Origin of the sequence: Amycolatopsis sp. NPDC051045 (assembly GCF_040682955.1) — a bacterium.
In the GTDB taxonomy this organism is placed as follows: domain Bacteria; phylum Actinomycetota; class Actinomycetes; order Mycobacteriales; family Pseudonocardiaceae; genus Amycolatopsis.
Genome location: NZ_JBFBCC010000007.1, coordinates 235,902 through 249,728 on the forward strand (window position 1 = coordinate 235,902; position 13,827 = coordinate 249,728).

At 71.2% G+C, this 13,827-nt stretch carries 7 protein-coding genes; 4 read left to right on the top strand and 3 right to left on the bottom strand.

The window, feature by feature from the left end; all coding sequences use genetic code 11:
* Positions 1–17: 17 nt before the first annotated feature.
* Positions 18–3,275 (bottom strand): BTAD domain-containing putative transcriptional regulator, encoded by a 3,258-nt coding sequence (locus tag AB0M80_RS19270; protein ID WP_364566255.1) that lies wholly within the window; start codon positions 3,273–3,275, stop codon positions 18–20.
* A 125-nt stretch (positions 3,276–3,400) separates the two neighbouring features.
* On the opposite strand from AB0M80_RS19270, the gene AB0M80_RS19275 reads away from it, so the two are divergent.
* The 4 genes from AB0M80_RS19275 (at position 3,401) to fxsT (ending at position 11,762) form a co-directional block, all read left to right on the top strand.
* Positions 3,401–4,585: an SGNH/GDSL hydrolase family protein gene (locus AB0M80_RS19275; RefSeq protein ID WP_364566258.1), complete on the top strand. Its 1,185-nt coding sequence runs from the start codon at positions 3,401–3,403 to the stop codon at positions 4,583–4,585.
* A 150-nt stretch (positions 4,586–4,735) separates the two neighbouring features.
* Positions 4,736–6,325, top strand: a complete 1,590-nt coding sequence (locus AB0M80_RS19280; RefSeq protein ID WP_364566261.1) for a hypothetical protein — start codon at positions 4,736–4,738, stop codon at positions 6,323–6,325.
* Positions 6,322–7,362, top strand: a complete 1,041-nt coding sequence (locus AB0M80_RS19285) for a MoxR family ATPase (RefSeq protein WP_364566263.1) — start codon at positions 6,322–6,324, stop codon at positions 7,360–7,362. The genes AB0M80_RS19280 and AB0M80_RS19285 overlap by 4 nt, the downstream gene beginning before the upstream one ends.
* Positions 7,359–11,762, top strand: coding sequence for an FxSxx-COOH system tetratricopeptide repeat protein (fxsT, locus tag AB0M80_RS19290; RefSeq protein WP_364566266.1), 4,404 nt, complete (start codon positions 7,359–7,361; stop codon positions 11,760–11,762). The genes AB0M80_RS19285 and fxsT overlap by 4 nt, the downstream gene beginning before the upstream one ends.
* A gap of 21 nt (positions 11,763–11,783) precedes the next feature.
* On the opposite strand, the gene AB0M80_RS19295 is transcribed toward fxsT, so the two are convergent.
* Complete coding sequence (locus AB0M80_RS19295) at positions 11,784–13,577, bottom strand: HEXXH motif domain-containing protein (RefSeq protein ID WP_364566268.1); 1,794 nt, start codon at positions 13,575–13,577, stop codon at positions 11,784–11,786.
* Between the two features lie 42 nt (positions 13,578–13,619).
* Positions 13,620–13,802 (bottom strand): hypothetical protein, encoded by a 183-nt coding sequence (locus AB0M80_RS19300; RefSeq protein WP_364566271.1) that lies wholly within the window; start codon positions 13,800–13,802, stop codon positions 13,620–13,622.
* Positions 13,803–13,827: the final 25 nt, after the last annotated feature.

Sequence of the window (13,827 nt, forward strand, 5' to 3'; positions counted from 1 at the left end):
CGCACGCCGCCGACGCGTCAGCTTTCGCCGAAGGGCTCCGCGAGCCGGGCCGGGTCGGCTGCGGTCACGGCGGTCTTCGCGTCCGGTTCCCAGCCGTTCGCGTACGCCGCGGCGAACTCTTCCGCGCCCAGCGCGGCCCGGCCCCGGCGGGTGAGCTCGCGGATCAGGGGATCGGTGTGGTCGTGCGCACCCCGCAGCCGGGCGGCGGCCCCGAGCAGCACGGCCGACTCGCGCGGCCGCCCGAGCGCTTCGGCGAGCGCGGACGTCTGCACCGTCACCAGCGACAGGATCGGCAGGTCGCGGGTGGCCAGCGCGGCCGCGTACGCCCCGCGCAACGCCTTGTCCGCGCCCGGCCGGTCGTCCCGGGCCAGGCAGAACGCGGCCCGGGCGCTGCCGGCCAGCGTCCGCGCGTGGTCGGCGGGGAACGCGGTGTCGCCGAGCAGACCGCGTTCGGCGTCGTCGAGCAGGGCGCCGGCCCGGTCCAGGTCGCCGAGCCGTACCCGCAAGGCGGCCTCCTGCGCGTCGATCACGACCAGCAGCTCCGCCGAGGACGAGCGCAGCACCCGCTCGCGGGCGGCGCCGATCATCGCCATGGCCCGGCCGGTGTCGTCGCGCCGCAGGTGCAGGTCGATCCAGCGCAGGTCGGTGTAGAGCCGGTCGCCGAGGCTGAGCGAGCCGAACTCGGCCGCCAGCGTCCCGGCCTCGCGCAGGTCGGCGAGCGCGCCGTCGAGGTCGTCGTAGCGACGCAGCTGGGCGCGCATCGGCAGGGTCGCCGCCTGGCCCCACCGGTCGCCGGCCCGCCGGAAGCAGGCCAAGGCCGCCTCCACGTGGACGCGCACCCGGGCCGGCACCCCCGCGTTCTCGGCGATCTCGGCCTGGAACATGTGGGCCAGCCCGGCCAGCCACCCGTCGTCGCCCTCGGCCAGGCGCCGGAACAACGCCGACGCGGATTCCTCCTCCAGCAGGAGGAGCAGGACCGGGCCGAAGGCACGGTAGTGGTTCGGCAGCCGCGGATGCGCGAGCAGCCGATCGGCCAGCGCACGCATCTCCGCCCGGTCGTCCGCCGCTTCCCCGGCGGTGAGCCCGGACAGGATGTCCGCGCGGCTGAGCAGGCGGACGGCCCGGGCGCAGTCGCGTTCGGGGGTCGGCCGGCCGCCGGGCACCGCCAGGGCCTCGCCCAGCCAGTAACCGGCGTCGGAGTGGCGGCCGAGCATCTGCCAGTACCAGGCCAGGGCCAAGGCCAAGGTGATCGCGGCGGACGAGTCATGGGTGGCGCACCGGTGGCGCAGGGCGGCGAGGGTGTTGTCGTACTCGGCCGTGATGACCTGCATGGCGCTCAGCTGGTGCGGGCCGCGCAGCCGGGGGTCCTGGCGGGTCATCAGCTCGGTGAAGTGGGCGGCGGCCAGGTCGCGGGCCACGTCGAGGTCGCCGGTGCCGGTCAGGCGGTCGATGCCGTACTCGCGGATCGTTTCGAGCATGCGGTAGCGGCCGGTTCCGGGCGCCAGCTGCAGCAGCGACCGGTCGACGAGGGCGGCGAGCAGTTCGGGAATCCCGTCGGGGGGCACGGTCGTGCCGGCGCAGACGGCCGCGGCCGAGGCGGGGGTGACACCGCCCGGCAGGACGGCGATCCGTTCCGCGACGGTCCGCTCGTGTTCGTCGAGCAGCTCCCAGCTCCAGGCGATGACCGCGCGCAGGGTGCGGTGCCGGGCCGGGGCGGTGCGGCTGCCGGTGGTGAGGAGCCGGAACCGGTCGGCGAGCCCGCCGGCCAGGTCGGGCAGGGCCAGCGTCCGCAACCGGGCGGCGGCCAGTTCCAGGGCCAGCGGCAGGCCGTCCAGACCGTGCACCACGCGCACGATGTCGGGCAGCGTGGTGTCGTCGACGGCGAAACCGGGGCGCACGGCGGCGGCCCGCTCGGTGAACAGGCGCACCGAGGCCACCTCGCGGGCCTGTTCGACGCCGGCGTCCGGCGCGGGCAGCGCGAGCGGGCCCAGCGGCACGAGTGCCTCGCCGTCCACCGCGAGGGGTTCGCGGCTGGTGGCGAGCACCCGCAACCCGGGGCAGCGGGGGAGCAGCATCGCGACCAGGTGGGCCACGGCCTCGATCAGGTGCTCGCAGTTGTCGAGCAGCAGCAAGCTCTCCCGGCCGCCGAGCTCGCCGACGAGAACGTCCCGCTCGTCACCCTCGGCTCGCCTGCGGGCGTCGAGCATCGCGCCGCCCCGCAGCCCGATGGCGGCGAGCACGGCCGGGACGATCTTCGCCGGTTCGGTGACGGGTGCGAGGTCGACGAGCCAGGCGCCGTCGCGGTATTCGCCGCGGTGGTGGCGCGCGGCCTCCAGTGCGAGCCGGGTTTTCCCGGCGCCGCCGGGGCCGAGGACGGTGACCAGGCGGCCGGTGGTGAGCAGGGCGCCGATGCGGGCGAGGTCGTCGTCGCGGCCGATGAAGCTGGTCAGCGACGCGGGCAGGGCGGACGGCCGGATCCGCTCGGGTCCGGCGGCCGCGTGCGGATCCGTCGCGGGTGGCCGGGCGGGGCGGAGCAGGCGCAGGTGGCGTTCCCGCAGGGCGGTGCCCGGGTCGGCGCCGAGCACCTCGGCCAGCGTCCGGCGGACCCGCTCGTAGACGCCCAGCGCCTCGGCCTGCCGCCCTTGCGTGGCGAGCGCGTCCATCAGCAGCGCGGCGGCCCGCTCGTGGACCGGGTGCTCGGCCAGCAGCCCGGTCAGCCGGGCCGCGGCCGTCTCGGCGTGCCCCAGCGCCGACTCGGCGCCCGCAAGATCGGCGACCGCCTCGACCGACAACTGCGCCAACCGGGTCGCGACCGTGGGGGCGACCGCGGCGATGACCGCGGGCTCGGCGCCGGCCCGGCCTCCCCACAGCGCCACGGCCTCGGCGAGCGCGGCACTCGCGGGTTCCGGGTCGCCGGCCCGCAGCTCTTCCCGGCCGGCCGCGGTGAGCTGCTCGAAGCGCAGCGCGTCGACGTCGGCGGCGTCCACCGCCAGCCGGTAGCCGCCCGTGCCCTGCGAGACCACGTCACCGGCCGGCACCAGGGCGCGGCGCAGCCGGGAGACGAGGGTCTGCAGGGCGGAGGCGGGTCCGGACGGCGGCTCCTCGCCCCACACGGCGTCCACCAGCACGTCCGGCTCGACCGCGCGGCCCCCGGCGAGCGCCAGCCGGACGAGCAGGCCCTGCAACCGCGCGCCCGGCACGGGCAGGACGGCGTCACCACTCGAAACCCGGAACGGGCCGAGCAGCGTGATGCGAAGCCGTGCACGCCCGTCCATTCCCCGATCTTCGCGCGCTCGCCCGCGCGACCTCGAACCAGGGCGGCGGTGTCAGCGCCGTGTGCGTCCCGTGTGAGCGGCCTGCCGCAGCCTTCGCTCGTCCACCACCGACACCGGAGGCCACGATGACCGACACGAACAACGCCGGCGGCTGGGTCCGCACCTGGGGTGCCTCGCCCCAGGCGGCCCACGACGGGCTCGGCTCGCTCGACGACCACCCGCCGCTGGCCGACGTGACGCTGCGCCAGGTGGTGCGCATCAGCGGCGGCGGGCACCGGGTGCGCATCCGCTTCACCAACGAGTTCGGGACCGCGCCCGTCACCCTCGGCCCGGCGCGGGTGGGCCTCGCGGCGCCCGGCGGCGCGGTGCAGGCGGGCAGCGAGCGCGTGCTGACCTTCTCCGGCGCGCCGGCCGTCACCGTTCCGGCCGGCGCGCCGGTGCTCAGTGATCCGGTCGACCTGTCCCTGGCCGCGCTCGCCGAGCTGTCCATCAGCCTCTACCTGCCGGAGCGCGTGGAAACCTGCACGTGCCACGACCCGGCCCTGGACACCGGCTGGACGATCCCGGGCGACGCCGTGGCCGCCCCCGCTCTGCCGGAGGGTGCCGGGGTCTTGCCGGTGCGGGCGCTGCTCTCCGCCGTCGAGGTGCTCCCCGAGGCCCCGGCCGAGACGATCGTCGTGCTCGGTGATTCCCGCACCGACGGCGCCGGTTCGACGCCGGACACCCACCACAGCTGGCCGGAGCTGCTGGCCGAGCGGCTCGGAGCCGCCGGCTACGTCGTCAACCAGGGCATCAGCGGCAACCGGCTGCTCCACGACGGCATCGGTCCGGCCGCGTCGGCCCGCTTCGACCGTGACGTGCTGGCGACGCCCGGCCTCGGCTGCGTGGTGCTTTCCATGGGCGGCAACGACATCGCCATTTCGTCCGCCCCCCGCGACGACGGTTCGCTCGCCGATTTCCTGAAGATGTTCCCCGGCGCCCCGGTGACGACGGACGACGTGATCGACGGCTACCGCCGGCTGGCCGCCCGGGCGCGCGACCGCGGCGTGCGGGTCTACGCCACGACGATCGCGCCTTACGAGGGCGCGCAGCTGTACACCCCGGAGAGCGAGAAGGCACGCCGGGTGGTCAACGACTGGATCCGCACCGGCGGCGCCTTCGACGCGGTGCTGGACTTCGACGCCGTCTGGCGCAATCCGGCCCACCCGAGCCGAATCAGAGACGGCTTCCACTCCGGCGACCACCTGCACGGCAGCGACGCGGGGTACCGGGCGCTGGCCGGCTCCGTCGACCTGTCGCTGTTCAGCTGACCGGCGGGGAACGCGTTCGTGTTCCGGCGTTCCCGGCGCGACAGGAGCCGGCAAAGTCGGCGCGCTGCGGTTCGACCAGCGGGAATCACCCCTCCGGGCCGGTTGTTGCGCCTGTCTTGCCTGCGGGACACGCTTCCGCCATTGGGTCTAATGCCGGTAGCGGATTGCGCGATGACAGCGATTTGTCAACGACTCTGGCTACCATGGACGCCCGGTCCCGGGGCGAGTGGAGGGCTTGCGATGGCGGAGGACGCACCCGGTGGGGGTGTGCTGTGGCCGCTGGTCCAAGCCCTTCAGCGGGTTTCCTGCCTGGTCGATCTCAACGGCCGCCGGCTGGTGCTGCAGATCGTGGCCGATGAGCTCGGATACCCGCTGCCTGTTTCGGAGTATCCGCAGACCGCCCTGCACCTGTACGCGATCGTCGAAGCGTGCCGTCAGCGCCCGGACGGCCTGATCACCTTGCTGGAGGTGCTGGAAAAATTCGAACCGGGAACGGTGGCGATCGCGACCGTCCGCCAGATCATCACGGACATGACGACGCTGGAAACCTGGTCCGAACCCGAGCGGCGCCAGTTGTTCATCCTCCTCTCCGGAGTCGTCGTTCCCGACATTCCCGAGATCTACGGCCAGGTCGCCGGGGTCACGGCGCCGCCGTTGCGGCCCGAAGCCACGCTCGAAGACGTGTTCCTCCTGCTGGAGACCCTGAACGCCGGCGCGGACGGCATGCCCAAAAGCCTCATCTTCCTCGAGCACCTCGCGACGAGGGTCCGATTCGACCTCGCCGCCGAATTGAGGGCGTGGGTCGAGAACAAGACAGACCGGATGAACCTCACCGCCGAGCTGCGGGCGTTCCGCAGTCAGGTACTGCCGGCGCGCCGGTTCCCGTCGCCGCCCAAGCCGCGTTCGGAGGCTTACCTGGTTTTCCTGCTGCAGCCGGAGGGACCGAGTGGTGACCGCTACCGGCTCTCGCACTGGCGGCAATTGGACCTTTCGGGCGGTTGGTTCCCCGAACGGGGCAAGGACTACATCGGGCTCCTCGACGAGGTGAAGCGCCACGTGGCCGTCATCGCGGAGCGCGTCGAAGGTGATTGGGCCCGCTACGATCCCGACATCCGGTTGGACTTCATCCTGTCGAGAGAATTGCTCCACCTGGACGTCGACCAGTGGCAGTGGGAAACGGACACGGCGTTGCCGGAGCCGCTCGGTTGTCATTTTCCACTGGGTGTCCGCAGCCTCGAACGGATGAAGGCCAGGAAGTGGCACCGGGCCTGGTACGTGCGGTGGCGGGAACTCAAGGCGCAAGCCGGCGCCGGTGGTCCGATCGTGCTGGAATCCGGGTTCTGGGGGCCGCGCGAAGGCGGGTGGAACCTGCGCGAGCTCACGTCGAGGTTCGAAGCGGCTCCGACGCTCGTGGCTTTCGTGCTCAGTGCTCCGCCGCGCCGGCAGGCCGCCACCGGCGACGAAATCGAGGTCGGCCTGCGCGCCGGCTTCCCCGTGATCGTCTGGCACCGAGAGAACTGCGAATCCGAGGAGTTTTCCCGCACCGTGAAGGAATTACTGCACGCTGACGACCAGCCCCGCCACCTCCTGGAGCGGCTTCGCCTGGTCCGCCTGTCCGCATTCGCGGAAGACCCCGGCGGGAGCCACGTCGGCAACCAGCTCGCCGTCATCTGGGACGACCCCGAGCGGCTCGTGGTACCGGAGCAACCCTGCGCGCCCGAGGCGGTGCCGACCGCATGACCGGAGTGGAGCAAGCGAGCGGGCCCGGGGACTGGCGGGTGTACCACGGCACCGGACTGGTCGCGGAAACGCCGGTCGAGGTGTTGCCCACCCCGCCGCCCTGGCGGCAGTTCGACGGAGCGGGGGTCGTCGAACGTCCGGCCGATGACAGCGCCGAGCGGGACCGGCGAATCGGCCGCCTGCGGCGCCAGCCCCGCGTGCCGCACCCGAACGAGGTGCTCATGGTCAACGCGGCCCTGCACCTCGGCCGCCCGTTGTTGGTCACCGGCCAGCCGGGAACGGGGAAATCGAGCCTGGCCTACCTGATCGCGGCCGAACTGGGGCTGGGACCGGTGCTGACGTGGCCGGTCACCAGTCGCTCGGTGCTCAAAGAAGCGATCTACCACTACGACGCCATCGGACGCGTGCAGGCCGCCGGCGCACAATTGCCCGAGCAGGCGGACATCGGCGACTACATCCGGCTGGGGCCGCTCGGAACGGCGTTGCTGCCCTTCGAAAAGCCGCGGGTGCTGTTGATCGACGAATTCGACAAATCGGATATCGATCTGCCGAACGACCTGCTGAACGTCTTCGAAGACGGAGAGTACGAAATTCCGGAACTCGTGCGGCTGGCGAAGCGGCAACCCGAGGCCACCGTGCTGACTGCCGATCGTGGCGGAACAGCGGTGGTGCGGGATGGCCGGGTCCGAGCGCGGGCGTTTCCCATTGTCATCATCACCAGCAATGGCGAACGCGAATTCCCGCCTGCCTTCCTGCGCCGGTGCCTGCGGCTGGAAATGCGGCGTCCCACGGTCGAGCAGCTGGGGCTCATGGTGGCCGCGCAGCTGGGGGAAACCGAGGGCGTGGACATCCGGCTCCTGATCGAAAACTTCGTGGAGCGCAGCGAACGGGCCGGTGGCCTCGCCACGGACCAGCTGCTCAACGCCGTGCACCTCGCCGCGGAGCTCGCCACGTCGGGAGCGTACCGGACCGATGACGAATGGAAGGATCTGCTCGCCGCCGTCTGGCAGCCGCTGCAATCCACGGAGTCCGAATGACCGGGCTCCGGCGAGAAGGGGAGCGCCTGTCCCCGGTCGGGCCGCCGCCCCTGCGGACCGTGGACCTGACCTGGCGTGAGGTCCGTGACGTCCTGTACCTCGCCTTCCGCCTGAGTCCACCCGGCGAAGCCGCAGCGACGCTGTCGCCGCGTCCCGCGGCGGTTTCTCCGCCACCGCCACCGCCGACACCGACGCCGCCACCGGACCGTGGCTTTCCCACGGTGGACGACAGTGAGGCCGACGAGCACGGCCGGCAGCAGCGGAAAGCCGAGACCGCGGCGGCCCGGCAGGACTGGGGGCCGGTCACGAGCCGCACCGTTCGCGCGGTGGACCCCTTCCTGGATGAGGGCCGGGAAGCCGCGCCGCTACTCTGGCCGACGCTGCCGGCTTTGGCCGAAGCCCGGGAAATAGCGCGGGCCCTGCGTCCGTTGGCGCGAAGCGTGCCGTCGCCGTGGAAGGAAGTCTTGGACGAAGAGGCCACCGCGGTGCGGGCCGCCGAGGACGGCTTGTGGCTGCCTGTGTGGAAGCCAGACCAGTGGCGTCGCTTCGACCTCACCCTGGTCGTGGACACGGCCACGTCGATGGAACTCTGGCAACCGACGGTCGAAGAGTTCCGGGAACTCACGCGGCGTCTGGGTGCCTTCCGCGATGTCCGGACGCACCTCGTCGACTGCTCGCAGCCGACCGGAGAACTCAGGCTCCGTCCGGAAGGCCACAGCGGGAACGAATACCGGCCGCGCGACCTGGTCGACCCGGCGGGACGGCGTCTGGTGCTGGTGCTCACCGACGCGGTCGCCGTGGCCTGGCGCAACGGTGCCGCGCAGCAGATGCTGGCCGACTGGCGGGACATGCCGGTCGCGGTCCTGAACATGCTGCCCCAGCGGCTCTGGACCTGGGGCGGTCTTTCCCCGGTCCGGCTGCGCTTGTCGGCCCCGGTTCCCGGGGCACCCAACCGGGCGCTCAAGGCGCATTCCCGCACCCCGCACGGTGGCTGGGCCGAAGAACCCGCCGAAGGCGCGGTCGTGGTGCCCGTCCTCGAATTGTCACCCGATTGGATGACAGGCTGGGCGGACCTGGTGGCGAACGCCCGGCCGGTCGAAACCACGGCCATCCTCGCCCGGCGGGACCACGGTGACCAGTCGGCCGGAGAAGCCCCCGTCGACGTGCCGGACGACGACCGAAACCCGCGCAGCCGCGTGCTGAAGTTCCGGACTTACGCGTCGGCACAAGCGTTCCAGCTCGCGGGTCTGCTGGCGGCCGCACCGCTCAACCTGCCGACGATGCGGCTGGTGCAACGCGTGCTCCTGCCGGGATCCGGGTTGCCGGCGCTCGCCGAGGTGCTTCTCGGCGGGCTGCTCCACCGGGTACCCGCCGTCGGCTCGCCCGCCGATCCGGCCGCGGTGACGTTCGAATTCCGCGAAGGCGTCCGTGCAGAGCTTCTTTCGAGTGAAAGAAGGGACGTCACCGTGCGCGTCGCGCGCGTTCTGGGACGATATGCGGGGGAAAAGATCGCGGCCCTGCGCAACTACCAGGAAGCTGTCGACAATCCGGATACGACCGTTCGGCTCGACGCATCGGCGGAAAATCTGCCGTATATCCGAGTTCAAGAAGTGGTTTTCAAGGCGCTGTCCGGCCGATATCTGCGTCGGGCGAAAAAGCTCGACGCCGTTCTGCGCCCACGGTCGACTGGTCCCGTTGCCGACGCGAACGGGCGATCCGATAAGGTCGTGAACAACAGTACATCTGAATCCATTCAGGAAGTCAAGGACAACGACTTGAACGCCACTTCCGTCCCGGTCTCGCCCGGAGAGCCCGCGGACACGCTCGTTCCGCCCGGAGGAGATGACGCCGTGACCTCGCCTGGTTCCCGACTTCCGGTCGTGCACACGGAGCGGCTGCCGGGCCGCCCGCAGATCTGGGGTTCGGTTCCGTTGCGCAACCCGGACTTCGTCGGCCGGACCGAGTTGCTCGAACGGTTGCGGTCGAGACTGGTCCAGGCCGGCGGCGCGACCGCGGTGCTGCCGGAAGCTTTGCACGGAATGGGCGGTGTCGGCAAGTCACAAACCGTGGTGGAATATATTTACCGGCACGCTTCCGAATACGACGTGATCTGGTGGATACCGTCCGAACACGACACGCAGATCTCCAGCAGTATGGTCGAGCTCTCCAAACGACTCGGCCTGCAAGTGCCGAGTACCGCGGACGCGGCCGTGCCCGCTGTGCTCGAGGCGCTACGCAAAGGTGAGCCGTTCAGCAGATGGCTGCTCATCTTCGACAATGCGGACCGCCCGGATATAGTCAGCCGGTTCTTCCCCGCCATTTCCACTGAGTCGGGGCACATTGTCGTCACCTCGCGCAATTCACAGTGGTCCGGCGTCGCGCGCACCGTCGAAGTCGATCTGTTCACCCGCGAAGAAAGCAAAGAACTGCTCCGCCGTGCCGGTGGCGGTGTGACGGAGGAAGAAGCCGACGAACTCGCCGAGGCTTTGGGTGACCTGCCGCTGGCGATCGAGCAGGCAGCGGCCTGGCGGGCACAAACCGGCATGCCGGTGAGCGAGTACCTCGAACTGCTGGACCAGAACCTCGCGGAGCTGATGGAGGACGACGTCTCCGCCGACTACCAGCGTTCGGTCGCGGCGGCGTGGAACGTCCCGCTCAGCCGGTTGCGGACCGCGCACCCGGCCGCGTTGCAGCTGCTTCAGGTCTGCGCGTTCTTCGGGCCGGAACCGATCGCCCGGGGCCTGTTCACGGGGGTGCGGGCAGCGCCGGTGCCGGAAGAACTGGCCAAGGCGCTCAGCGAGCCGATCCGGCTCAACCGGGCCATCCGGGAAATCAGCCGGTACAGCCTCGCCCGGCTCGACCACCGGAGCAACACCCTGCAGCTGCACCGGCTCGTGCAGTCGGTGCTGAAGAACCAGCTGCCCGAGGCCGATCGCGACCTGATGAGGCACGCGGTGCACATCCTGCTCGCCCACGGTGATCCGGGCGAGCCGGAGAACTCCCTGAACTGGTCGCGGTACGCGGAGCTCCTCCCGCACGCGATGGTGTCGCGGGTGATCGAGTGCCGGTCCGACGCTTGGGTCCGCGGCCTGGTGATCAACCTGGTGCGGTACCTCATCAGCAGCGGTGATTACCGCGGTGCGCGGGAAACCTCGTCGCAGGCGCTCGCGGAGTGGCGGGCGAACTTCGGGGAGACGGATCCCGACACCCTGTCGATGGCCCGGCTGCAGGGCGTCTCCCTGTCCCGGCTGGGGCTCGCCGCCGAGGCCCGCGAACTCAACGCCCGGACCTTCGAGCAGGTCCGTGAAACGATGGGCGAGGAGAACGAGCTCTTCCTGAACGTCGCGAACACGGTCCGGCAGGACATGCGGTTGGAGGGCCGGTTCGACCGCGAACTGGAGATGGGTGAGGACATCTTCGAACGGTCGCGGCGCGTGCTCGGCGAAGACGACCCGGCGACGCTGGCGGCGGGCAACAACCTCGCCGGGAGCCTCCGGCTCAACGGCCTCTTCTTCCGGGCGCGCGACCTCGACGAGGACATTTGGCGGCGCAAGAAGATCGTGCTCGGCGAGGAGCACATCGACACCTTCCTCACCTTGAACGCCCTGGCGATGGACCTGCGGGAATGCGGGCTCTACGTGGAGGCCTGCCGGTTGCAGGAGGAGACGCTGGAGCGGCAGCGCGAAGTGGTCGGCGCCGACCACCCGCGCACGATCGGTGCCATGCGGAACCTCGCCGTGGCGCGCAGAAAGGCCGGGTTGCACGACGGTGCGTACGAGCTCTCGGTGGAGTGCGTCGAGCGGTACCGCCGCAGGCACGGCGATCAGCACCTCGACACGATCACTTCGGAGACCTGCCTGGCTGCCGACCTGCGGCACCTCGGCGACCTGGCCGAATCCCGGAGGATCTGCGAATCGAGCTACCGGGTGTTCGTCGAAAGCTACGGCCCGCAGCACCCGTTCACGCTGGTTTCGGCGATCACCCTCGGCATCACCCTGCGCCTGATCGGGGACGTCGAGCGCGCTTGTGAACTCGACCGGAACACCACTGACGCTTTGAAGTCCGTCTTCGGCGGCGACCACCCCTTCACCATGGTCAGCGCCGCCAACCTCGCGAGCGACCTGGCCGCGCGGGGCGAGGTCGAGGCAGCGCGCGAACTGGACCTGGAAACGCTGGAGCGGTCCGGCCGGACGCTGGGCAAGGACCACCCCGCCACCCTGGCTGTTGCACTGAACCTTTCGCTGGACCTGAAGGCGCTGGGCGAAGGGGAGGAGGCGAACCGGCTGCACGCGGTGACCGTGGAGGGGTTGCGCAAGGCTCTGGGTGACGACCACCCGGCGATCGCCTCGGCGGTCAAGTCCGAACGGGCCAACTGCGACACCGACACGATGCAGCTGTGACCGAGGCCCCGCGGGCGCCTCTCACGAGATGCCCGTGGGAACCCGCACGGCGGCCCCCAGCCATTCGGCGAATTCGGTGGCCGGCACCGCCGTTCGTCGCTGTGCCAGGATCCGATCGCGCACCGCGAGGGCGACGTGCGGCGCGCGCACGAGCACGTTGTCCTCGTGCCCGGGCCGCGTTGCCATGGCCAGCCCGAGGCCCAGCCAGGCTTGGTCGTCCTGCGGGTTCGTGACGATCCTGGCCCGGTAGCCGGCGACAGCGGTTTCGGTGTCACCGCAGGCGTAGGCGAGGTCGTCGGCCGGTTGACGGGTGGGGTTCGCCCGGCTGCCCGGCTGCCCGGAGAGCCCCGCCTGGAGGAGCCCGACGCGCGCCGCGGGCCGCACGGAGCGGCAGCAAGGGACGATCGAACCGGGGACGTCCGTCGGCGCGCCGGGTGCCGTTCCGGTGAGCCAGGCATCGGCGAGGGCGGTGACCGCTGCGGTGTCCGGCCGGACGTGGTGGAGCAGCCAGGACGCACGGTGTTCGACGGTGAGCTTGGTGACCACCTCGGCGATGTCGCCGGGCACCTCGTCCGACCCGGCCGCGGCGAGCCGGCGGTCCACCGAATCGACGAACTCGCGGCCGAGGTCGTTGAGCCCCGCCCCCGGCGACAACACGTCGATGGCTTGGCGCACCTGGCGATGGCGAAGGGCGTAGTGGAAGTCGGCCAACCGGCCTTCCTCCGCCGAGCCGTGGCGGCGCTGGTACCGCCAGAATTCGACGGCGGAGCAAAAGGCGAAAATCCCGTGCAGGATCCCGGGAACGGGGCGGGGATCGTCGCGCCACGGTGCGTAGAACCAGCGTTGCGGGATGTCGCGGTCGTGGAAGCTCACCAGGTCGAAGAGCGCGTTCAGCTTCGAATGCTGCAACTCGTGGACGAGCACTTCGGCGAGTTCGGTGGCCGAGGCCTTGGGACAAGCGGCGACGGCGCCGAACGCCGAAGATGCCGATGCACCGGAGACGGGGGCGCCCGCGTCGAGCGGAACCAAAGTGGTCACGCCGAGGCTGATTTCCGCGGCGTAGGCGGGGTGGCGGGTGGCCAGGATGTCGAACGCTTCACCCAGCAGCTTCGCCCATTCGGCCTGCTCGACGGAGTCCAGCAGACGCGGCGGAACCGGTGCGGAGAACTCCCGGTAGGGCCCGTGGTCGTCCACTTCGACGGTGAGGGTCCACGGCGGCGGGCCGGCCACGATCCGCCGGGCCGGGGTGAATCCGGACGTGGCCGACCGGGCGGTGAAATCCACCGAGACGGCGGGGTTCCCGGACCGCAGAACCGCGCGACGGGGACCGGCCCGCAGCTCCGCCGTGCCGATCGGGAAGGCGGTCGGGAGCCGGAGCTGCCCGACCGTGGGCAGCGTGGTCACGCCGTGGACCACCGGGACGGTCAAGGTGCACGGTGTGCCCGTGCGGATGGCGGCCGCGGCGGCGACAGACGAGAAATACCCCAGTTCGGCCCAGAACGGCGTGCTGTCGGCCAGCCCTCCGGAGACTTTCCGCAACGTCCTCGTCAGCCAGACGCCGACGGAAGGGTGCAGCAGCAGTTCGTCGGTGACTACGGGATTCCGCCGTTCCGCGGCGGAAAGCACCTGCCACGCACGCGCGATCTCTTCGGCTGCGGCGCCCTCGACGAGGTCGAGCAGCGTCCGCAACTGCAGCTTGCGGCGGCTGAGCTGACCGGCGCGGAGCACCGCGATCGCCCGCTCCGAAACGGGGCCGGTGTGGAATTCTTCGAGAAGCGACCGCGGCACTCGATGACGGGCCAGCTCTTCGTGCATCCTCCGGATCCCCTCGTAGTCCGCCCGAGGGCGGCTCTCCTGCTAAGCCGGAATTCCGAAGCCGTTTCCCACGTTGGCCTGGACCTGAACCGCATCCTCGTCCGGCTGTTCCGCACGATGGCGTTCCCCGGCGATCGCGGAGTCCAGGTCGGGTGCGCGAAGAACCCGCAGCTCGCCGAGCGGAATCGCCGTCAGGTCGAGCAGCCCGGTTTCGAACGTCTGCATGCCGACCAGCCTCCGTGTCCCGATC